This window comes from Mesonia mobilis DSM 19841, from assembly GCF_000423405.1.
GTDB classification, from domain to species: Bacteria; Bacteroidota; Bacteroidia; order Flavobacteriales; family Flavobacteriaceae; genus Mesonia; species Mesonia mobilis.
The window spans coordinates 492,686-513,309 of record NZ_AUHX01000001.1 but is presented as its reverse complement, the minus strand read 5'-3'; the positions used below and the strand labels follow the sequence as shown (position 1 = coordinate 513,309).

The window sequence follows — 20,624 nt, the reverse complement described above, 5'->3', positions numbered from 1 at the left end:
TAACAGGATGAGATCCCGGATCAAGTCCGGGATGACGAATAAACAATTGATGCCTACTCGAGCGGAGACGAGAGTTTTCTTGATAAAAATTAAAATAAAAGTGCTAAAAGCTAGTCGCTGAAAGCCGTAAACTGTAAATTATAAAAAATGCTTACCAAAAGAATTATCCCTTGTTTAGATATCAAAAACGGACGAACCGTAAAAGGTGTGAATTTTCTAGATTTACGTGATGCCGGAAATCCTGTAGAATTGGCTCAGTTCTATGCAGAAAATGGTGCCGATGAGTTGGTTTTTCTAGATATTTCTGCCACCGAAGAAAAGCGAAAAACTTTAGCAAATTTAGTACTTCACGTTGCTGAAAAAGTAAATATTCCGTTTACCGTTGGCGGCGGAATTTCTTCTGTAGAAGATGTAGATGTGTTGCTTCAATGCGGCGCCGATAAGGTTTCCATAAATTCTTCCGCAGTAAAAAGACCAGAACTTATCAATGAGCTTTCAGCTAAATTTGGGAGTCAGTGTGTAGTGGTCGCGATCGACGCTAAACAAGTTGATGGCGAATGGAAAGTGCATTTGGTAGGTGGTAAAGTTGCGACAGAACTTAATTTATTCGATTGGGCAAAAGAGGTTGAAAAGCGCGGCGCCGGAGAAACTTTATTTACGTCTATGAATAATGACGGCACTAAAAATGGTTTTGCTAATGAAGCTTTAGCCAAGCTTTCTGAAGATTTAAATATTCCGATAATTGCATCGGGTGGTGCGGGAAGGATGCAACATTTTGCAGACACGTTTAAAGAAGGCAAAGCCGATGCAGCCTTGGCCGCAAGTGTTTTTCATTTTAAAGAAATCGCAATTCCAGAGCTGAAAGAATTTTTAAATGATGAAGCAATTTTAGTGAGAATGTAATATTTATACGTCATGCTGAACTTGATTCAGCATCACATTCAGATGATAATATATTTAGAAAATATGATGATGAGATCCCAGATCAAGTCTGGGATGACGATAATAAAAAGATAATATAACCTCAAACGGAGTCGAGAGATAATTAAACCTATAAACGATGAACATAGATTTTAGTAAAAACAAAGACGGACTCGTACCTGCGATTATTCAGGATGCGAAAACGATGAAAGTCCTCATGTTGGGATATATGAATGAAGAAGCTTTTCTCAAAACCAATCAAACCAAAAAAGTCACCTTTTATAGCCGAAGCAAGCAACGTTTATGGACAAAAGGCGAGGAGAGTGGTAATTTTCTAAACCTGGTCGATATTAAATTAGATTGCGATAACGACACGCTTTTAATTCACGTAAATCCAGAGGGTCCGGTTTGTCACAAAGGAACTGATACGTGTTGGCAAGAAGAAAATAAACAAGATTATGGCTTTATTTCTGAATTAGAACAGATCATTGAAAACCGAAAAAATCAATCGTCGGCAGAGAAAAGTTATGTCGCTTCACTTTTTGAAAAAGGAATCAATAAAATAGCGCAAAAAGTAGGGGAAGAAGCGGTGGAAGTTGTGATTGAAGCCAAAGACGATAACGAAGATTTATTTTTAAATGAATCGGCAGATTTGTTGTTTCATTATTTAATTTTGCTGAATGCTAAAGGATATCAACTCAACGATATCGTAAAGGTGTTAGAAAACAGAAATTAATGCAAATACATCGAGAAAATTACAAGTTTGAAAGTGAAGTAGTATTGTTTATCAACGGTCAGTTTCCGCAGAAAATTCCCGATATTGCTCAGTTTCAAAAAGTATTTTGTACCGATGGCGCTTACCAAAATTTAGTAGATGTAGATATTCAACCCGATGTGGTTTCCGGTGATTTTGACTCAATTTCTATGGCTGAAATTTCTTCGGAAGTAAAGGTCATTGAAACTCCAGATCAAAATGCGACCGATTTCGAAAAAGCTTTACGAATCATTATTGACGAAGGTTTTAAAAGCGTTTCGGTTTTTGGTTGTAGCGGTTTGGAGCAAGATCATTTTCTAGGAAATTTAACTTCGATGCTCAAACATAAAAATGAAATCGAAATTCGTTGTTTCGACGATTTTGGGGTTTACTTCTTTGCTGAAAATGAAAACGAAATCTTAGGATTTCAAGATGAAATTTTCTCTTTATTTCCTTTTCCCGAAGCGAAAAATATCACTTCTAGCGGAGTCAAATATCCGTTAGTAAACGAGAATTTCAGCATTATTTCCCGAATAGGAACCAGAAATACGATCACAGAAAATCGGGCAACCGTAAGTTTTCAAGAGGGTGATTTGTTGTTATTTATTCAAGATCGGTTGTAACAATTTACTTAATGATCCCGGATCAAGTCCGAGATGACGCAAGAATGAACAAAATAATCATACTGAAATTTATTTCAGTATCGAATTAAAATAATAAAAGTGGTTGCGTAAAAATGTGGATGAGATTCCAAATCAAGTCCGGGATGACGATACTTTGAAAATAAAGAGAATTCTCTACGTCATGCTGAACTTGATTAACTACGTTGAATCTTCGATTTCAGCATCGCATCACATATATTTAAAACAATTTAGAATGAAAACTTCATATGTTTATATTTTAACCAATAAATATAGAACGACATTTTATATTGGGATCACGAGTGATTTGACTAAGCGAATTGCGGAACATCAACTAGGGAAAGGTTCTTCATTCACAGCTAAGTACGATTTGAAATTTTTAATTTATTATGAAGAATTCTTAGATATTCAACATGCGATTAAAAGAGAAAAACAATTAAAGAGTTGGAAGAAAGATTGGAAAATTGATCTAGTTAAAAAGAAAAACCCTGAATTAAAAACTATTGAATTTATTTAACTGGATGAGATCCCAAATCAAGTTTGGGATGACGAGAAGGGATAGATAATATTATTCCATAAAAATAAAGTTCAAATTTTTAGAAATGTTAAGCTGGCGCTTTAGTAGGAAGAAGTTTAATAACTTTGAAGAAAAAGACTTGTCATGAAATCTGTACCTAAAGAAGCACTCTCATTTTTACTTCAGCTTCAACAAAACAACGATCGTGATTGGTTTAACGACCACAAAGCCGAATTTAAATCGATCGAAAGTGAGATGAAAGATTTCTATAAAGAAATAGAATTAAAGCTTCAGCTTCACGATCAGATTGAGAAAACAAAGGCATTCAGAATTTATCGAGACATTCGTTTTTCAAAAGATAAAACACCTTACAAAACTAATTTCGGAGCAAGTTTTACCCGAAGAAAACCAGAGTTACGTGGCGGTTATTATGTGCATATTCAGCCGGAAAATAAATCGTTTATTGCGGTTGGTTTTTGGAATCCGCATAAAGATGATTTGTATCGAATTCGAAAAGAGGTTGAAATGGATGCAGAAGAAGTAAAAGAGGTTCTTCAGCAAAAAGAGCTTAAAAAATATTGGGGAGAAGTGGAGGGCGAACGCTTAAAAACCTCACCAAAAGGCTTTGATAAAGAACATCCTGCGATTGATCTGTTGAATTTAAAACAATGGACGTTCACGAAAAAATTTACCGATAAAGAAGTGATCGCTACAGATTTTGCTGAAACTATAGACAAACATTTTCAGGCCATTAGACCGTTTTTTGATTATATGAGCAGCGTTTTAACTACCGATTTAAATGGTGTTTCTTTAATCGATTGAGTTGTCTTATCGATCGGTGTCGAGAGTTTCAACTATATTGAAAAAAATCGTCATTCTGATTTAATTTAGAATGACGAATTTTTTAAATCTTATCAATTGAAGAAATTTATTCTTCAAATAAATCTGAAGAAAGGTAACGGTCGCCACGATCACAAACGATAGAAACTACGATGCCTTCATCTAGTGTTTCGATTAATTTTAAAGCTGCAGCTGTTGCTCCACCGCTACTCATACCGGCAAAAATACCTTCTTCCTTTGCCAAACGTTTTGTCATTGCACGCGCTTCATCTTCACTAACTTCAATGACCTGATCTACTTTTTTCGGATTAAAAATTTTAGGCAAATATTCTTGGGGCCATTTTCTAATTCCGGGAATTCGTGAATCGTCGGTAGGTTGAACGCCTACAATTTGAATGGCCGAGTTTTTTTCTTTTAAAAATGTAGAAGTTCCCATAATGGTTCCGGTGGTTCCCATTGAAGAGACGAAATGTGTCACTTTTTGATTGGTATCGCGCCAAATTTCTGGTCCGGTGGTTTTATAATGCGCTTTCCAATTATCATCGTTCGCAAACTGATTCAATCCTACAAAACCTTCGTTCGCCACTTTATTTTCAGCATAATCTCGAGCGCCTTCAATACCACGATCGCTAGAAGTCAAAGTAACTTTAGCTCCATAAGCACGCATGGTTTGCACGCGTTCTTTGGTAGAATTTTCAGGCATTACCAATTCAATATTTAAATTGTAGAGATTGGCGATAAGTGCCAGGGCAATTCCCGTATTTCCGCTGGTGGCTTCAATTAGTTTGGTATTTTTATCGATATCGCCACGTTCTACCGCACTTTTAATCATGTTGTAAGCAGGACGATCTTTAACGCTTCCTCCGGGATTGTTTCCTTCTAACTTAAAAAACAGTTTGACATTTTTATTTTTATTCATTTGTTGTGCTTCAACTAAAGGTGTATTTCCTATTAAATCTAATATACTACTCATGGTTTTGTCTAATTTTAATTTCGGGACTATGCGTCACGATCGAATTTTCTGGAATAGAAGCGGTCAACCAAACATTACCGCCAATAATACTGTTTTCGCCTACAGTAGTTTCGCCGCCTAAAATGGTTGCGTTGGCATAAATCGTAACTCGATCTTCAACGGTTGGGTGTCGTTTGGTGTTTTTTAAATCTTTTTCGACATACAAAGCTCCTAAGGTTACGCCTTGATAAATTTTTACTTCATTTTTAATAATAGCAGTTTCGCCAATCACGATTCCTGTAGCGTGATCGATAAAAAAGGAAGTCCCTATTTTTGCTCCCGGATGAATATCGACACCTGTTAAACGATGCGCATACTCCGTCATTAATCTTGGAACTAATGGAAAACCGAAATTATAAAACTCGTGCGCAAAACGATAGATCGCTACTGCAAAAAAACCGGGATAACACAAATAAACTTCTTCGATAGAATTAGAAGCAGGATCGTTGGTATGAATCGCTTCTGCATCTTTGGTGAGTTTACAAAGTAGTTCTGGTAATTTGGTAATGTAATTTTGCCACAATTTACTACAAGGTTTATCGTGTTCCCAACAGGCTAAATCGACCAGTTCTTCAAAATCTTTTTCTAATTCTTCCAGGTTTTTTTCAACAGGAATTTCAGCATCAAAAAGCGTATGAAATAACTTATTGGTAAAGTTTTCTGTAGCGGTTTTTAGCCGAAATTTAAGATGCGGATGTTGTTTCTGGTTTTGTATTTGAGCAATGATGTCGTTTTTATTCATCTATTGAAAATTCTAGCAACTCAAAGTTAAAAATAATTCTGTTGCATCGTTTAATATAGAAGCAACAAAATGTGTTGATTGAATTGTTTTAGACGAAATACTTTCATTTTCTTGACAGTTTTTAAATTGTGTTTATTTTTGAAAGAAAAGAAATGCAGCGCATCCGGTATTATTACCTTATTAAACTTCAATATTTAGGCTTTCGTTTTCACGGTTGGCAAAAGCAACCCGATGTAATCACCGTAGAACGTATGGTAGAACGTACGGTAGCTTTTGTTCTGGGAAGAAAGAATTTTAAGTTATTAGCTTCCGGTAGAACCGATGCAAAAGTATCTGTGAATCAAACTTATGTAGAACTTTTTGTAGATGAAAGTCCGCTTGATCTGGTTGAATTTTTACCAATTTTCAATAAAAATCTTCCGCCAGATATTCGTGCTTTAAGTATTACGGAAACCAATAAAGATTTCAATATTATTAATCATCCGAAGCAAAAAGAATATTTATATTTTTTCGCTTTTAATGAAAAATTTCATCCGTTTGCTGCGCCGTTTATGACGTATTTTAAGCACGAATTAAATATTGAATTAATGCAGCAAGGCGCTAAATTGTTTGAAGGAGAACACGATTTTTGGTCGTATGCCTTTCGACCTAAACCCGAAACGATAACGCAGGGAAAAATAGATTTTTGTGAACTTTCTGAAAATGATATTTACTCCGCAAATTTCTTCCCCGAGAAAAGTTACGTTTTAAAAATTAAAGGAAAAGGTTTTAAGCGTTACCAAATTAGGTTAATGATGGGTGCTTTGTTTGATTTAGGTAGAGGAGAGGTCGATCTTGATTTTATTAGGAAAACGCTAAATGCAGAAAATAGAATTAAACTCGAACACATTGCGCAACCTTCGGGATTAATTTTAAATGAAGTGCAATTAGAAGATTAATTTGATATTTATTTAGGAAATTTTCGTTTTTGGTTTGTTAATTTTGAGAAAAATTCAAAAAAATTGAAAGCAGCCAATATTGCCAAAAACAGTTCTCTATATTTTACACTTACATTAGTTGTTAGTTTAGTGATTCTATATTTTGTTTATCCCGATTTTCAAGATGCGATGAATGATTTATGGAAAGCCTTAATTTCTGGAGAACAAGAACAAATTTCTTCTACCATAAAAAGTTTTGGAGGCTGGGGGATTGCAGCCATCATCTTGATTATTGTCTTGCAAATGTTCTTGGTAATTTTCCCTTCGTGGTTACCTATGATCGCCGCCGCTTTGGTTTATGGTACCATTCCTTCAATTTTAATTTCTTCAGCGGGAGTTTTTTTAGCTTCAACCATTGGTTATTCGATAGGGATTGGCGTGAGTGAAAAAGCGCTACATAAATTTGTGAGTGAAAAGACGTTTGATAAACTAAAATATTGGGTTGGTAATTATGGGTTTTGGAGCATTGTTTTATTCAGGATCTCTCCGTTTTTATCGAACGATGCGATTAGTGTTTTAGCCGGTGGTGTGAAAATGAATTACCTAAAATTTATTAGCGCAACAATGTTAGGTATCGTACCGTTAGCAACTGCTATTGCTTTGTTTGCTGAAAATATTGAAACCTTAAAAACCGGTCTGTATTGGATTGGCGGCGCAGGGATCGTGATTTATGCAGTTTTTGTTTATATCGATCATCAAAAAAGAAAGAAAAAAGACTAAGTTTATTGAATGCGTTTGCCTTGACTGGTAAACGATAAACCTTGCTGACTTGTTGTAGAAATCATGACACTTTCAAAAAGTGGTTCAGTAGCATCTTTATTCAGCATCCAATCGAACATAAAATTTCCACCGGTTCCACTAGAAATTTCTTCTTCATTAATCACAATTTCAAGCGTTTCCATAGGGGCGATGTAAATCGTATTTTCTAAATAAGGCTTAATGAGTTTACCTTCGGTAGAATAATGATCGGCTTTTTTTAGGTAAAGCGTATCGGTAAGGCTCGTGTTTCTCATACTTACCATAACGGTTAGATTGTGTTTACGATGTTCAGAAAGGCTATACACTTGAGAATAAATAGATAGGTAAGTTTTGCCTTTGGTTAAAAGAGAATCTGCTTCAATTTTATTGGCTAATCTTTCTTTAGAATGTAGCGCAGGTATTTTATCTCGTGTCGAAACTTTTTCGGTACAAGAAAATAACAAAATTGATAATAAGATCAAGCTGAAAATAAACTTCATAATAAAATAGATTAAAGCCACTTTTTTCTTCTAAAATACCAAATCATTAAAAAGAATACGATAAGCATAGCTCCCCAAAGGTAAAAGTAACCGTATTGCAGTTGAAGTTCAGGAATATATTCAAAATTCATCCCATAAATACCGGCCATAAACGTTAAAGGAATAAATATACTTGCCATAATGGTTAGTACTTTCATAACTTCATTCATTTTATTGCTAATGGTCGTCATATACATATCCATAAGTCCCCAGATCATTTCTCGGTAAATCTCGATATTCTCTGAAATTTGCGTAATATGGTCTTGTAAATCTCTAAGGTAACTATGGGTTTTTTCGTCGATAAGATGATGTTCACTATTTTCAAGTCGGTTAATTACTTCACGTAACGGATAAATTGCTTTTCTAATACGTAAAACCTCGCGTTTAAGGTCTTGTATTTCTTGCGTCATATCTTCATCTTCTACCGCTTGCGTAAAAAGTAGATCTTCGATCATTTCAATTTTATCGCTAAGACTTTCAATAATAATAAAATAATTATCGACCACCGCATCGATCAAGGCATACATTAAATAATCTGAGCCAGAAGTGCGCATTCTTCCTTTAGTGTTATTAATGCGTTCTCTTACGCCATCAAAAACATCGCCATCGGCCTCTTGAAATGTAAGTACAAAACCATCACCGGCAACAATGCTTAAATGTTCGTTTACAAATTCATTTTGGCTATCGTTGTAAAGCATTTTTACGACCACAAAAATATAATCGTCGTAATCGTCAAATTTTGGACGTTGTTGGGTGTTTACAATATCTTCAATAATTAATGGGTGAAGTTTGTAATGTTTTCCCAGCTCTTCAATTTCTTTGGTGTGATTAAGTCCGTTAATGTTGATCCACGTAATGCTATCTTGACCTTTGTAATGAAAAGCATCAGAAACGCTTTTACTATCTTGGCGATGCACTTTTTCTCTATCAAAATTTATAATTTCAACAGAAGGAGTTTCGGTCACTTTATTACCAACATAGGTAACCTGTCCGGGAATTTGATTAACCGAAGTATTTTTTACTTTTTGCTTTTTTTTATGCTTTCTTCTCACTCTCATAAAAGTAAAAATAGCATAATTTTAGCAAACATAATCTTGTTCTAAGAGCTGAATACTGTCCTGAATTCTTTGGGTAACCAGATTCATCATTCGTTTATTTAAAGCTGAAGAATTTTTGATATAGGTAAGGTATTCATTTACCGTAAATTGACCAATGATCATCCCTTTTAAACTATTTCTAAATTTTTGATCTTTATGGATGGCATTGTCAATATAAATCAAGCGTCGTTCGATCGAAATTTCAAAAAAAACATTCTTATGCTTTTTAATGTAATTTTTAAAAGCTTCAATTAATAAATGATGCTGAAGTTTAATAACCGGTCGAAGCGTAGCATTCTGAAATCGCTCTTCATCAGACATGTTTTCTGAAACTTTTGCTGAAGGGATTTCTGGCCTAATGTGCAGTAAGTATTCGTCGCGAACATCCATAAGTAAGTGATTTTTAATAAATTTACGTAATCCTATTCATCTTTAGTTTTCGTGGCCTTAAACTTATGCACGTAGTTGTTAACAATGCTTCGCGTTAAATTACTCTTAATTGAAAATACTATCAACGCTAGGATTTATAAATTGAGTGGTTGAAATTAATTCAAAGTAAATACTACATAGAATGCTTACATCAATAAACCCTTATAACGGAGAAAAAATAGAAAAATTTAAAGTTCACTCAAAATCAGATGTGACTAAAAAATTAAAAAAAGCAGATAAAACCTTTCAAGATTGGAAACACGTTTCTTTTGATCGTAAAAAAGAGCTCATGCTCAATTTAGCCGATGAGTTAAAAACCAATAAAAAAGATTACGCCACGGCGATTACGAAAGAAATGGGAAAACCTATTACGCAAGCCATTGCAGAAATAGAAAAATGCGCTTGGGTTTGTGAATATTATGCTGAAAATGCTCAAGATCAACTTCAAAAAGAACTTATAGATACCGATGCTGAAGAATCTTACGTACGTTACGATCCGTTAGGTGTAATTTTAGCAGTAATGCCGTGGAATTATCCTTTCTGGCAAGTATTTCGTTTTATTGCGCCGGCATTAATGGCCGGTAACGTTGGCGTACTTAAACACGCAAGTAACGTTATGCGTTGTGCAGAAAACATAGAACAAGCGATCTTAAATGCTGGCTTTCCTGAAGGTTGTTTTCAAAATTTAATAATTAGTAGTAAGAAAGTAGAACAGGTAATTCGAGATAAACGTGTAAAAGCCGTAACGCTTACCGGTAGCAAACCAGCGGGAAGTTCTGTTGCGTCAATCGCCGGCGAAGAAATTAAAAAATCGGTATTAGAATTAGGCGGAAGTAATGCGTTAGTGGTTTTTGAAGATGCAAATATTACTGAAACGGTAAAAACCTGCGTACAAGCCAGATTTCAAAACACCGGACAAAGTTGTATTGCGGGAAAACGTCTTATCGTTCAAGAATCGATTTATGAGCAATTTTTAGAAGAATTTATCACCCAAGTACGAGAATTAAAAAGTGGCGATCCGATGGATGAAGATACGTATATTGGAGTTTTAGCTCGTGAAGATCTCGCGATCGAATTAGAAGAACAATTAGAAAAGTCGAAGAAAAAAGGAGCTAAAGTAGTACTAGGAGGTAAAAGAAATAAAGCCTATTTTGAACCCACAATTGTTATTAATGTCGATAAAAAATCTCCTATTTTCAAAGAAGAAACTTTCGGACCTCTAATCGCGGTAACCAGCTTTAATTCTGATATGGAAGCGATCGATTTGGTGAATAGATCTGCATTTGGTTTAGGAGTTTCTATTTTTACGGAAGATTATGAGCGCGCAAAAGCGTTAATTCCGCAATTTGAAGATGGAGCCGTTTTTGTAAACGATCTGGTAAAAAGTGATCCTAGATTACCTTTTGGCGGAACTAAAGAATCTGGTTACGGTAGAGAGCTTTCATCTCACGGAATTAAAGAGTTTTTAAACCGAAAAACGGTGTACATCAATAAATATGAATAAATTTTAAATTTTTTCTTTCTGAATATGAGTAGATTAATAATTCTTCTCAATTTTTTGAAGTAATTAGTGTTGTTTTATTCAGAAGTATTAATATATTTGCAACCGCTTACAAAGCAAAAGGTCGCATAGCTCAGCTGGATAGAGCACCTGCCTTCTAAGCAGGCGGTCCCAGGTTCGAATCCTGGTGCGATCACTTTTTAAGTATTCAATTCAAACTAAAACCCTGTAAATCGTATGATTTTCAGGGTTTTATGTTTTTATTGGTTATATTTATAATTAATAAAAACCGCTAAAAATGTTCGCAATTCGGTTCACAATTTGAATCTTATAAAATTGTGAACCAATTTAAGTGTAACTGTCTTAATATTAGACACCTGTATTTGACTTTCGTCTTTTTAAAAAATGTATAATTAAAGACGATAAAAATGAAAAATCGATCAACATTCAGCCTAATTTTTTGGATTTATTCTTCTCGCTCCAAAAATAACAAAGTACCAATTTATGCTAGAATTACTGTAGATGGAAATAGGGCAAATTTTAGTCTAAAAAGGAGAATTCCTGCTGAGAATTGGGAAGCTTCCCGAGGTATGATGAAGGGAAAACGTCAAGAGTCTAAACTTGTAAATAAGTATTTAGATCAAGTGAGATCAAATATTTATTTAGCTTATGAAGAGTTGTTGTCCGAACATAAAATGATTACTGCTCAGGCAATCAAAAATCGATATTTAGGAAAAGATGTATTTTACCGCTCATTAAAGGATTTATTTGAATACCATAATGAGATTTCTAAGCAATCGCTTTCTTCTCGTACTTTAAAGCATTATAAAGTTACCCAGAGATATTTGTATAAATTCTTGTCCGCTAAATTCAGTTTAAACGATTATAGATTAATAGATTTAAACTACACCTTTATCAAAGATTTTGAATTTTTTATAAAATCCTATCAACCTCAAGATCATCAGCGCAAAATGAGTCATAATACCGCCGTGAAACATCTTCAGAGATTGCGTAAAATGGTGACTATGGCTTATCATCATGAATGGATACCAAAGGATCCGTTTGTGAGATTTAAATCATCATTTATAAAGAAAAGGAGGGAGTTTCTGACTAAAGAGGAATTGGATTCTATCGAGAATTTTCAATCTTCTATAGATAGACTTAATATAGTTAAGGACATTTTTCTTTTTAGCTGCTATACAGGACTTTCGTATATTGATATAACTAAACTTTCAATAGATAATATAGGGATGGATTTTGAAGGGAATCAATGGATCGAAACGGAACGTCAAAAAACCAAAACAGCGCTTAAAATTCCTTTGCTTAATCAAGCCAGAAATATTTTAAAATCTTATCAAAATCATCCAAAAACTGCTCATTCAAAAACTTTATTACCTCATTACTCGAATCAAAAACTGAATAGTTATTTAAAGGAGATATCTGATTTTTGTGGAATTAAAAAGAATCTGACCTTTCACGTAGCTAGACATACTTTTGCAACAACCATTACGCTGACTAATGGAGTTCCTATAGAAACAGTTTCGAAGCTATTAGGTCATACCAAGTTAGCGACCACACAAATTTATGCGCGTGTGATTGATAATAAAGTTAAGGATGATATGTCATTCTTAAATACAAAACTTAATGGTAATGTTGAATAGGAGAAATCTAATCAAAACTCCAGAAAAAATTAGAATATTAAATTTTCTAATTCTAATCAAAGGACAAAATACTTTTAGTTAGTAACTGATATCCGATTTGTTAACGACTTGTAAATTAAATAAGCAAGATGATTAACATCTAATTTATTTAATTTGAAAATAAATAAATAATCTCAACTAAAATAATATTTACCCTTTTCTTATTTTGAAAAATAACAACAATAATGAGATGGAAGTAAATAAAGCGATGATCCAAATTATTTCGAAAGGAAGGTATAATTTTAAGAAAAGCGATCCTACAGAAATCAATATGGCAATAATGGCATAAGCTATCTCATCATATAACCACGCATAAGGAAATAAATGGGCTCCGGTAATGATAGAATAAACCATTAAAAAATACTCTGGAGATATTAAAAATATAAAAATAAGAATAGGAAAGTAAGCAAGCTGGGCAAAATTTAACCATAAGCCTAAAGGTTGTAGGTGATTAGAGGGAAGCTTCCATTGCGTATTGAAAATTTTAGATCCCAGAAAAGCCAAGGGTAACATTAGTCCGGCAATCATAAAAGTATAAATACTTTTATGATATGGAGAGTTGGTGAAATACCAGATAAATGTTATGAACAACCAAAGTAAGCTACCGGCGCATAAAAAAATCAATTCCTTTTTTGAAGCTTCTTGTACTTCTAACTTTAGTTCCCTATAACTTTTATCGTTGATGGGAGGAGTAATATTGGTTATTAAAAAGTATAAGTTAGTATAGTAGATACTACTAACCTGCATACATTGTCGGTTTAATGTCAATGGTGGTAATAGGTTTTTTATAATTATCGAAATAGTGATTAACTCATTCTCACACTATTTTTTCTAAAATACTGTAAATTGTATGACTAACATCTTTCTTGCCATAATTTTCATTATTTCAAGTTGATTTAATTTTCGAATCATAACTGGTTGGTTGTACTGAAATAATTTTTATGGACTCATCAATATCCTCAACTGTTATCGATTTTTGTTCTAAATCTATTTTAGAATTAATGTTATTATTGGAAAGCATTTCTTTATAATGTTGGAACATCTCGGGTATAGATTTGTGATAATTGCCTGATTGTAATCTAATAAAAGTAAAAAGTGTACCACCTATATTGTATCTTCTTAATTCTATAAACCCAGAAATAACATTAGTATTCATATCTGTATATGTTATGTTCCAAAGGTCTTTATTATCTGATTTTAATACTATTTCAACAATGGTTTCTGCTTCATCTTGGGCAAGGTTATTAAAATCTATTACTCTTTGAAGCTTTAGTTTAATGAAATTAAAACTTGAGAATTCAAATCTAATATATCTACTAAAATCGGTATAGCTTTCTAATTCTAAAAATTGAACATATTCTTTCAGTTCTGATGTTATAGGATTTGGTAAATTATTATTTATAAACTCTTTGTACTTTTGTTTCGATCCAAACAATTGTGCTGCATAGTCCGATGTTTTAAGCATTTTGGTAGTCCAAGCATCATTTTGTATCATTTGAGCACACAATAAAGTAATATCATTTTTAGACCAAAAGTCTATTGTAATTAGATTAATCTTATCAGCTGTATGAAATTTTCGAACATCATGATAGGCATGATAAAAAGAATAGTCATGGATGTCCCATAAATTATTTTGCTTATCGTCTAATAACTTTTTATATAAAGAAAGTGACAGATCTTTAAGATCATCTTCTGTGGTTCCCCAATCAGAAAAATCAAGTCTAATTCTAGACTCACTTATGAGTGCTAAAAATTGGATTTTACTTTTAAGTTTAAAATTATCCTTATCGATAAACTCACTAACTATATATTTCCAAATATTTGGTTTATCATTATCTGTCCAAAAATCATTATTTCCTATTTTAAACTTTAATTGACGCACAATAAATTCAGATAACATATTCCATACAGAAGTTGAATTAAAAGAATAAAATTCTGCATCGTTAAAAATATATAGCAATATTATTATTGCTCTTAAAGCCTCATTTTTATCAATTGTATTAAAGTATTCTAGTCTATTTAAAATACTATTCGTATGACCTTCATTCAATAACTTATTTAAGTTCTCAAAGTTATTATCAAAATTAAATATGCTTTTAAATTTAACTTCACTTAAATCTTTTTCTTGTATTTTTTGTTGAAGTAGTTTTCGAAGATTATTTTCAAACTTTATTGAGGTATGACTGTCAGTAATATTTTCTTTACCAAAAAGCACAATTAATGTTTTTATTAATAAAATATTTTGCTGTTTAGTTAAATTATTTGTTTCGTTAATCTTTGTTTCTTTATCAATATCTTTAGAGATTTCATACTTGCTAAAATCTATATTAAGCTTTTGATTTAAATGAAAAACCTTATATCTTCTCATTACTTTAAAAGTATCACCTTTATCAGAATCATCTTCGGTTTCTACCAATTCACAAAGTTTTTTTTCTGGATTATAAGGAATTATGGTTGACCAATTATTATTTAAAAATTTTATTGCGTAAGGAAACGTCATTTTTAAATATGTGAAATTTAAAAAATCATTTGTATTAAGCTCATCTGGTAAGGATTTAAAATCAAAAACCAATTGATTTACTAAGCGTTTTACACCTCTATAATTTGAAATATAATCATCAAATAAATTATCCTCTTTATAGATACAAGCTTCAACATTTCTAATAAATTCTCCTTCAAAACCTAAATCTGTTTGTTTCAATAAACCTATGAAATCAGTTTTTAATTGGGATTTTTCAATTTCTGGCAAGTAAACTTCTAATTGAAAAAATTTATCTACAAATGTATGGTCAGCAATATCATTTTTCACCAATAAAGATTCAAGTACATAATCTTTATCTAAAGCTATAAGAAAAATGAAGTTTTTAAAATTAGCAGTATTTCTAACTAACTTTAAGACTTGTAAAACTTCACTATTTGAAAGTCTATCAAGATCATCTATAAATACTATATATTTCTTGTCTAATAGATTTAAAGTATCATTAATTTTTTTATAAGTATCGTAAGAAGAAGAATCAGAAAATATACTCGAATTAGGTTTAAAGAATTCAGAAATACTTTTATTCTTGTACAGTTTTAAAAGCTTATCAGAATAACTCAAAAATTGATTTGACAATCTCCCACTATACTTATTTATTTCGGTACTTAACTGTTTGAAAAACTCTGAAATAATATCAGTTTCGCTGTGATTTAGATATGGTAAAAACTTTAAATGAATTGTATGTTCATTACTTTTCTCTTCTAACTTCTCTTCAATTAGGCTAATCAAACTTGATTTACCATTACCCCAAGGACCAACAATTCCAATTGTAAATGAATTTTTAAAGTTTGATCTTTCTAAATATTCGACAATTTTTGCCGCTCTTTTGTGGTAGTTTAACTTGTCATCGCCTTTTAATAAAACAGGGTCATCAGAGATAAACGGATTAGGCTTTCTTTCAAGCTCTTTTTTACTTAATAAATTTATAACAGTCAGTATAATTGCAAGAACTAACAATACTCCTAAAAAGTCAACGTAGAATAATTTTGAAGAAAATAATATGAAGTCCCATCCATCTTTATCAATTCCCCACTTCAATACTACATAAATCAAGCTAGACGCAACTAATGAATGAATCAAAAAGATTGAAGGCTGATACTTTTTTAAAGCTATTTTGTATAAAATATACATTACAGCTACAGCAAATAAAACAACAAAAATAAATTTAGGAATTTGTAATATTAGCTTTTCATCGATAGTAAAATATTTAGAAATTATTCTATTAACTGTAGATGATGCTAAATAGAACATTAAGATTCCTAATACATAAACAGATGAAATCTTAAACATCCTATTTTCAAAAATCTTATCGAAGAAACGTTCTATTTTTATTGTCATTTTTCTACCCACCTTTTTACCCACTTAAGGAAGTATATAATTAATTTGCCAATGACCTCCTTTTGCGCTACCAACTCTTTCTATAAGACCTAAATCTTTTAGGGCATCAAGGTTGTTATCAATAGCAGTAGCACTTAAGCCAACTTTATCTTCAAGTTCTCTTTTAGAAACTTTACTATTTTCGTGAATAGCTTTAATGATATTAACTCTATTATCAGTAAGATTATCAACCCACTTATCTACCCACTTATTAAAATCAAAAGGTCTTCTAACTGTTACAGTAAACATTCCTTCAGTATTAAATTCAGGTTCAGTTAAATCAGCTTCAATCATTAAGTCTCTCATTCTTCCAATACCTGAGCCCACTTGTTCAACCATTCTAATTCTCTCAAATAGACCAAATATTAAAGGATTTCTACTTAAGCTTCTTTTACCAAATTCATTTTTAGGAATACCACTGATTAAACCTCCAGGATTAGAAATCTCAACTCTATCATTAAATACCTCAATAGTAATACGAGCTCCTTTATCGTAATAATCTCTATGCGCCAGGGCATTAATTATAGCTTCTTTGAAAACGGTTTCCGGAATTTCCCAAATTTCTTTTCTTGGTTGGGAACCTTCTCCCTCAATATCATAACGTACATCTAATTTCTTCTTCAACCAAGACATTGCTTGCAAGTATTGATTGTATAAAGAGCCTATCATTATTTTATCGTCTTCAATAAACCGTTTATAAATACCATCAAAAGCGATACAACGTATTACGGCTTTTTCGAAAAAATGTTCAGGATTTTCGGCAAAGAATAATGTGGCTCCATTTTTTAAGAAACCTTCTTTAGTAATTAGTTTAAGGTTATTGAAAACTTGTTCGTTTGAAACTGTAGCACCTAACCCAGCTAAAACTCTAAACTGATTAATATTATTATCAGGAACATCTTGATCTATATCAATTGCCTTACAAGGTGCTTCATCAAAATAAATTTTATCTGCTTGCTGAAAAAAATCTCTCATTTCTTCAACGGTAGTCAATTTTTGCGAATTTGGACCTTGACGAACATAAATTGCACCGGATAAAACATATGGCTTATTTTCTCCAGAAGGCACTTCAATAACTACAACATCTTTGGAGTCTACAGTTACAGTATAAATCTTACAATGTAAAGCGGGTGAAATTTCATTAATTGAATTTTGAAGCGCAGAACGTTTAGCATTATTAAAAGTAACTCCTTGAACAACATTGTTGTCGTTTACACCTAAAAGAAGTGTTCCTCCAGCTGCATTAGCAAAAGCACAAATTTCTTCAGTAACATCTTTAATTTTACTTGGTATACTAACCTTAAATTCAATATTATAACCCTCTCCGGAGGCAATAAATGATTTAATGTTTTTTTCGTTTAACATAACAACAAATCTATGAAATCATTTTCAAGTTTCTTTTAAATTCTTTTGTCCTTACTTTCCTTATCAAAAACAACCAAATTAAAGAGTTGACGTATTATGGCCTGTAAAGGGTTACCATGGCGTTATTCTAATTCCTGTGCGTTAAAGTTTGTTGGGGCATGGGTTTTGACTCCTTGAGTGCACTCGGAGTAGCAGGTACTTAAAAGTATTTCGTTAATAACATTGCATTTTTCACCGAAATTTCTTCCAGTGCTTTTTACACTTAAATTTTCAAAATAATAGAAATTACAGTTATCATATTTTTGGATGGTTTGGTACCAAATACTAGTGAAAGCAAATGTAATGTTTCTTGCTAGAATTAGTTCATAAAACCTTTGGTTTAGTACGATTTACCTAACAGTTTTATTAAACTGGTTTTGTCAAAATTTACAGGACTAGAAAGCAAAACACCTTTGTTAGGGGCGATGTTTAATTTTGTATAAGTCTCAAAATCTCGAATGAAATAAATGAATAATTAGTAAAGCACTACTGCAAAAAAAGCTGTGAGTCACTAAAACGAAAAAATTGGGTAGGATCAAACCAATAGGAACACCTATTCAAACTAAATTCACTTCAATACAAAGACTAGATCAGTATATCCACTCACCGCATATGGTTCTTAATATCTACAGCACTTTACCCAACTATTTGAACAAAAAGGCTAGTGTTGTACCTAAAGAGTTTAGAAATTTGAATTGATATTTGTCTATATATGTGGAATAAGTATTATCCAATGATAGCATAAATTCTTATTCTTTTACAAGAAAAAATGAAGAATGGTAGTTCATAAAATTTGATACGGTCCTATCAAGTTTTGAGTAATTTTCAAAGAATACATATTAAATAAATATTTAACAGGGAGGTATGTCTTGAGATGAATTATGAGTTTCTCACAAGAATCCACAGAAAAATAGGAGTTCAAAGTAGACTTACATTTTAGTTTTCAATTTAGATATAATTAGCAATTCAATATTTCAATTTATTTACTAAATGTTAGATTATTTTTTCAATCCATTAATAAACTGTGTATATGAATTGGTTTTAAAAAGTTATAATTTTTCTAATCTGTTACTCCTATTATTATTTATTTCTCCCCGGTGCATAATTCTTATTCATTTATCACTAGAAGTCAAGTATTCGATTAGATAGACTTTTATAGGAAAGTTATATACTTCCATTTACTTCGCTTCCGGTTGTTTTTCAATTTCAATGGTTTTGTTGACTTCCCGGCTGCTCACTGTCCCTCCCTTTTTTACTATGCAAAATACCAGGAATTGGAAGTTAGTCCAGATGGCATAAGCCAGTCATTCTTCCTTTTTATACATCTTCCCTAATTCCAATTCCTGAAAACGTATCAGCATCAAAAAAGGAAACAGCTCACAGCTCTATGGGAAGTAAATCAAAAAAATATCATTATGAAATCATTTCAAAACAACAACATCGGAAGCGAAGTAAAAATCAAAAAGGAAAACGCTTCAGATATAATAAGTAAATCAATGTTTAACCTTTCTACACTAATGGTAGAATCTAAATTTTAATGTTATGAGTACGATCAAAAATCAAGTTCAATTAATCGGAAATGTGGGGAACACCCCGGAAACCATCACTTTTGACAGTGGTAAAAAAGCGGTTCGTTTATCGATGGCAACTAATGAATATTACCAAAAGGATGGTGAGAAAGTGCAGGATACCCAATGGCACAACCTGATCGCCTGGGGAAATCAGGCGGATCTTATCGAAAAATATGTCGGTAAAGGAAAAGAAATAGCCATTCAGGGAAAATTGACCTCCAGATCTTATGAAACCCAAACGGGTGAAAAAAGATATGTAACCGAAGTTGTGGTGCAAGAAATTTTATTTCTTGGAAATCAAGCTGCGGAATAAGTAAAAAATAAAGAGGGCATTTCCAGTCTAAAGTAGTGCCCTCTTTTTCATTGTTAACCTTTTAAAAAATAAAAGTATCATGAAAACCAAAGTTAATGAAATTCAAATCAGCTACCACGGAAATCAAACGATAAATTCCACTTTTAAAATTGGTTGTTCACAAGATGCTGCACAACTGGCTTTTGAACATTGGGATCAAAACCATATCGAAATGCAGGAGCATTTTAAAATTCTATTGCTCAATAATTCAAATATCGTCAAAGGTATTTACGAGGTTTCAAAAGGTGGAATTACCGGAACCTTAGTAGATCTTAGAATCTTATTTGCCGTTGTATTAAAAAGTTTGTCTACAGCGATCATACTTTTACATAACCACCCAAGCGGTACTTTAAAACCTAGTGAAGCTGATCGACAGCTTACGCAAAAGATTATCAAAGCGGGAGAGTTATTGGATGTCAAAGTTCTTGATCATCTTATCATTACTCCTAAAAAAGAGTATTACAGTTTTGCCGATCAGGGAGTTTTGTAAATTAAAATTTCGTTTATGATCTATTTAAATTATACGAATCTCGATAGCGAAACACAGGAACACTTAATTTCAATTTCTAAAAAGGAAGTGCATCGACGTTATGGTAAAGAATTGATGAGTTATGCTCAGAAAAACCATGTGAATTATGACCAACTCCTAGAAGAGGAAGCCATACGAAACCTATATACTTATCATTTTGTATTTAAGATGTAATTGCTAAATAACAACAAAAAAGCCCTTATTTAATGAGGGCTTTTTTTAATGTTTAATAGACTGAAATTCGTATCTTTAAAGCATTAAAAGATAGAAGTTTTGGTCCTTTTATTTTTTGATTTGACTTTCCTGAACGACCAAATAAATAAGTTTTAATTCGTGGTTTTCGGTGACTGCCGGAGGTTTGAATTTTTGTCCCCCACGGGGACGAAAAGGAAAAGCAAGAGGATAACACGCAGAGCGGTGTTATAGCGATATGTTTTTTCTGAA

At 32.4% G+C, this 20,624-nt stretch carries 20 protein-coding genes and 1 tRNA gene; 13 read left to right on the top strand and 8 right to left on the bottom strand.

The features are described from left to right. Nucleotides 1–147 precede the first annotated feature (147 nt). The 5 genes from hisF to G551_RS0102290 all read left to right on the top strand — a co-directional run bounded on the left by hisF (nucleotide 148) and on the right by G551_RS0102290 (nucleotide 3,655). The gene (gene hisF / locus G551_RS0102310; protein WP_027884049.1) at nucleotides 148–903 is read left to right on the top strand and encodes an imidazole glycerol phosphate synthase subunit HisF; all 756 of its coding nucleotides are present in this window, start codon (nucleotides 148–150) and stop codon (nucleotides 901–903) included. A 157-nt stretch (nucleotides 904–1,060) separates the two neighbouring features. Further along, entirely contained in the window at nucleotides 1,061–1,657 is a 597-nt protein-coding gene (hisIE, locus tag G551_RS0102305) for a bifunctional phosphoribosyl-AMP cyclohydrolase/phosphoribosyl-ATP diphosphatase HisIE (protein ID WP_027884048.1), read from the top strand. Next, the gene (locus tag G551_RS0102300) at nucleotides 1,657–2,298 is read left to right on the top strand and encodes a thiamine diphosphokinase (RefSeq protein WP_036243113.1); all 642 of its coding nucleotides are present in this window, start codon (nucleotides 1,657–1,659) and stop codon (nucleotides 2,296–2,298) included. The genes hisIE and G551_RS0102300 overlap by 1 nt, the downstream gene beginning before the upstream one ends. Nucleotides 2,299–2,551: 253 nt before the next feature. Then, nucleotides 2,552–2,833 (top strand): GIY-YIG nuclease family protein, encoded by a 282-nt coding sequence (locus G551_RS0102295; RefSeq protein ID WP_027884046.1) that lies wholly within the window; start codon nucleotides 2,552–2,554, stop codon nucleotides 2,831–2,833. Between the two features lie 144 nt (nucleotides 2,834–2,977). Further along, nucleotides 2,978–3,655, top strand: coding sequence for a DUF2461 domain-containing protein (locus G551_RS0102290; protein WP_027884045.1), 678 nt, complete (start codon nucleotides 2,978–2,980; stop codon nucleotides 3,653–3,655). A 106-nt stretch (nucleotides 3,656–3,761) separates the two neighbouring features. Here G551_RS0102290 and cysM read toward each other — a convergent pair whose 3' ends face one another. Together cysM and epsC are read right to left on the bottom strand one after the other, a co-directional pair. After that, complete coding sequence (cysM, locus tag G551_RS0102285; RefSeq protein ID WP_027884044.1) at nucleotides 3,762–4,646, bottom strand: cysteine synthase CysM; 885 nt, start codon at nucleotides 4,644–4,646, stop codon at nucleotides 3,762–3,764. Next, nucleotides 4,639–5,427: a serine O-acetyltransferase EpsC gene (gene epsC, locus G551_RS0102280; protein ID WP_027884043.1), complete on the bottom strand. Its 789-nt coding sequence runs from the start codon at nucleotides 5,425–5,427 to the stop codon at nucleotides 4,639–4,641. Before epsC ends, cysM begins: the two co-directional genes overlap by 8 nt. 152 nt (nucleotides 5,428–5,579) lie before the next feature. Here epsC and G551_RS0102275 point away from each other — a divergent pair, with 152 nt between their 5' ends. Then, nucleotides 5,580–6,365, top strand: a complete 786-nt coding sequence (locus G551_RS0102275; RefSeq protein WP_027884042.1) for a tRNA pseudouridine synthase A — start codon at nucleotides 5,580–5,582, stop codon at nucleotides 6,363–6,365. 63 nt (nucleotides 6,366–6,428) lie between these two features. Then, nucleotides 6,429–7,124 carry a TVP38/TMEM64 family protein gene (locus G551_RS0102270; RefSeq protein ID WP_027884041.1) on the top strand — a complete coding sequence of 232 codons (696 nt, stop codon included), beginning with the start codon at nucleotides 6,429–6,431 and terminating at the stop codon, nucleotides 7,122–7,124. A 2-nt stretch (nucleotides 7,125–7,126) separates the two neighbouring features. Here the strand turns inward: G551_RS0102270 and G551_RS0102265 are convergent, their stop codons facing one another. Genes G551_RS0102265 through G551_RS0102255 form a run of 3 tightly spaced genes read right to left on the bottom strand, consistent with a single transcriptional unit; the run spans nucleotide 7,127 to nucleotide 9,168 of the window. After that, entirely contained in the window at nucleotides 7,127–7,642 is a 516-nt protein-coding gene (locus G551_RS0102265) for a DUF3124 domain-containing protein (protein WP_027884040.1), read from the bottom strand. A gap of 11 nt (nucleotides 7,643–7,653) precedes the next feature. Beyond that, the gene (corA, locus tag G551_RS0102260) at nucleotides 7,654–8,739 is read right to left on the bottom strand and encodes a magnesium/cobalt transporter CorA (RefSeq protein ID WP_027884039.1); all 1,086 of its coding nucleotides are present in this window, start codon (nucleotides 8,737–8,739) and stop codon (nucleotides 7,654–7,656) included. 21 nt (nucleotides 8,740–8,760) lie between these two features. After that, nucleotides 8,761–9,168: a hypothetical protein gene (locus tag G551_RS0102255; RefSeq protein WP_027884038.1), complete on the bottom strand. Its 408-nt coding sequence runs from the start codon at nucleotides 9,166–9,168 to the stop codon at nucleotides 8,761–8,763. Between the two features lie 181 nt (nucleotides 9,169–9,349). On the opposite strand from G551_RS0102255, the gene G551_RS0102250 reads away from it, so the two are divergent. The 3 genes from G551_RS0102250 to G551_RS0102240 all read left to right on the top strand — a co-directional run bounded on the left by G551_RS0102250 (nucleotide 9,350) and on the right by G551_RS0102240 (nucleotide 12,369). Then, entirely contained in the window at nucleotides 9,350–10,711 is a 1,362-nt protein-coding gene (locus G551_RS0102250) for an NAD-dependent succinate-semialdehyde dehydrogenase (RefSeq protein ID WP_027884037.1), read from the top strand. Nucleotides 10,712–10,830: 119 nt separating this feature from the next. Further along, nucleotides 10,831–10,904 (top strand) — tRNA-Arg (locus G551_RS0102245). A 232-nt stretch (nucleotides 10,905–11,136) separates the two neighbouring features. Next, nucleotides 11,137–12,369, top strand: a complete 1,233-nt coding sequence (locus G551_RS0102240) for a site-specific integrase (protein WP_027884036.1) — start codon at nucleotides 11,137–11,139, stop codon at nucleotides 12,367–12,369. Nucleotides 12,370–12,558: 189 nt separating this feature from the next. Here the strand turns inward: G551_RS0102240 and G551_RS15280 are convergent, their stop codons facing one another. From G551_RS15280 to G551_RS0102225, 3 genes are all read right to left on the bottom strand, one after another. Beyond that, on the bottom strand, nucleotides 12,559–13,155 hold the full coding sequence (locus G551_RS15280; RefSeq protein ID WP_229797285.1) for a DUF7010 family protein: 597 nt from the start codon (nucleotides 13,153–13,155) through the stop codon (nucleotides 12,559–12,561). 139 nt (nucleotides 13,156–13,294) lie between these two features. Beyond that, on the bottom strand, nucleotides 13,295–16,285 hold the full coding sequence (locus G551_RS0102230) for a KAP family P-loop NTPase fold protein (protein ID WP_156876740.1): 2,991 nt from the start codon (nucleotides 16,283–16,285) through the stop codon (nucleotides 13,295–13,297). Between the two features lie 24 nt (nucleotides 16,286–16,309). Continuing rightward, the gene (locus tag G551_RS0102225) at nucleotides 16,310–17,689 is read right to left on the bottom strand and encodes an RNA-binding domain-containing protein (protein WP_027884034.1); all 1,380 of its coding nucleotides are present in this window, start codon (nucleotides 17,687–17,689) and stop codon (nucleotides 16,310–16,312) included. Between the two features lie 1,581 nt (nucleotides 17,690–19,270). On the opposite strand from G551_RS0102225, the gene G551_RS0102220 reads away from it, so the two are divergent. From G551_RS0102220 to G551_RS0102210, 3 genes are all read left to right on the top strand, one after another. Beyond that, on the top strand, nucleotides 19,271–19,612 hold the full coding sequence (locus G551_RS0102220) for a single-stranded DNA-binding protein (protein ID WP_027884033.1): 342 nt from the start codon (nucleotides 19,271–19,273) through the stop codon (nucleotides 19,610–19,612). A gap of 79 nt (nucleotides 19,613–19,691) precedes the next feature. Next, nucleotides 19,692–20,141: a JAB domain-containing protein gene (locus G551_RS0102215; protein WP_027884032.1), complete on the top strand. Its 450-nt coding sequence runs from the start codon at nucleotides 19,692–19,694 to the stop codon at nucleotides 20,139–20,141. Between the two features lie 15 nt (nucleotides 20,142–20,156). Next, nucleotides 20,157–20,354: a hypothetical protein gene (locus tag G551_RS0102210; protein ID WP_027884031.1), complete on the top strand. Its 198-nt coding sequence runs from the start codon at nucleotides 20,157–20,159 to the stop codon at nucleotides 20,352–20,354. Nucleotides 20,355–20,624 lie beyond the last annotated feature (270 nt).

What these genes read in the sequence shown, in the direction of transcription:
- G551_RS0102265 (WP_027884040.1), bottom strand. Translation starts at nt 7,642, where the DNA reads ATGAAGTTTATTTTCAGCTTGATCTTATTATCAATTTTGTTATTTTCT.
- G551_RS0102210 (WP_027884031.1), top strand. Translation starts at nt 20,157, where the DNA reads ATGATCTATTTAAATTATACGAATCTCGATAGCGAAACACAGGAACAC.
- G551_RS0102240 (WP_027884036.1), top strand. Translation starts at nt 11,137, where the DNA reads ATGAAAAATCGATCAACATTCAGCCTAATTTTTTGGATTTATTCTTCT.
- hisIE (WP_027884048.1), top strand. Translation starts at nt 1,061, where the DNA reads ATGAACATAGATTTTAGTAAAAACAAAGACGGACTCGTACCTGCGATT.
- G551_RS15280 (WP_229797285.1), bottom strand. Translation starts at nt 13,155, where the DNA reads ATGCAGGTTAGTAGTATCTACTATACTAACTTATACTTTTTAATAACC.
- G551_RS0102290 (WP_027884045.1), top strand. Translation starts at nt 2,978, where the DNA reads ATGAAATCTGTACCTAAAGAAGCACTCTCATTTTTACTTCAGCTTCAA.
- G551_RS0102275 (WP_027884042.1), top strand. Translation starts at nt 5,580, where the DNA reads ATGCAGCGCATCCGGTATTATTACCTTATTAAACTTCAATATTTAGGC.
- G551_RS0102255 (WP_027884038.1), bottom strand. Translation starts at nt 9,168, where the DNA reads ATGGATGTTCGCGACGAATACTTACTGCACATTAGGCCAGAAATCCCT.
- hisF (WP_027884049.1), top strand. Translation starts at nt 148, where the DNA reads ATGCTTACCAAAAGAATTATCCCTTGTTTAGATATCAAAAACGGACGA.
- cysM (WP_027884044.1), bottom strand. Translation starts at nt 4,646, where the DNA reads ATGAGTAGTATATTAGATTTAATAGGAAATACACCTTTAGTTGAAGCA.
- G551_RS0102220 (WP_027884033.1), top strand. Translation starts at nt 19,271, where the DNA reads ATGAGTACGATCAAAAATCAAGTTCAATTAATCGGAAATGTGGGGAAC.
- G551_RS0102250 (WP_027884037.1), top strand. Translation starts at nt 9,350, where the DNA reads ATGCTTACATCAATAAACCCTTATAACGGAGAAAAAATAGAAAAATTT.
- corA (WP_027884039.1), bottom strand. Translation starts at nt 8,739, where the DNA reads ATGAGAGTGAGAAGAAAGCATAAAAAAAAGCAAAAAGTAAAAAATACT.
- epsC (WP_027884043.1), bottom strand. Translation starts at nt 5,427, where the DNA reads ATGAATAAAAACGACATCATTGCTCAAATACAAAACCAGAAACAACAT.
- G551_RS0102225 (WP_027884034.1), bottom strand. Translation starts at nt 17,689, where the DNA reads ATGTTAAACGAAAAAAACATTAAATCATTTATTGCCTCCGGAGAGGGT.
- G551_RS0102300 (WP_036243113.1), top strand. Translation starts at nt 1,657, where the DNA reads ATGCAAATACATCGAGAAAATTACAAGTTTGAAAGTGAAGTAGTATTG.
- G551_RS0102295 (WP_027884046.1), top strand. Translation starts at nt 2,552, where the DNA reads ATGAAAACTTCATATGTTTATATTTTAACCAATAAATATAGAACGACA.
- G551_RS0102215 (WP_027884032.1), top strand. Translation starts at nt 19,692, where the DNA reads ATGAAAACCAAAGTTAATGAAATTCAAATCAGCTACCACGGAAATCAA.
- G551_RS0102230 (WP_156876740.1), bottom strand. Translation starts at nt 16,285, where the DNA reads ATGACAATAAAAATAGAACGTTTCTTCGATAAGATTTTTGAAAATAGG.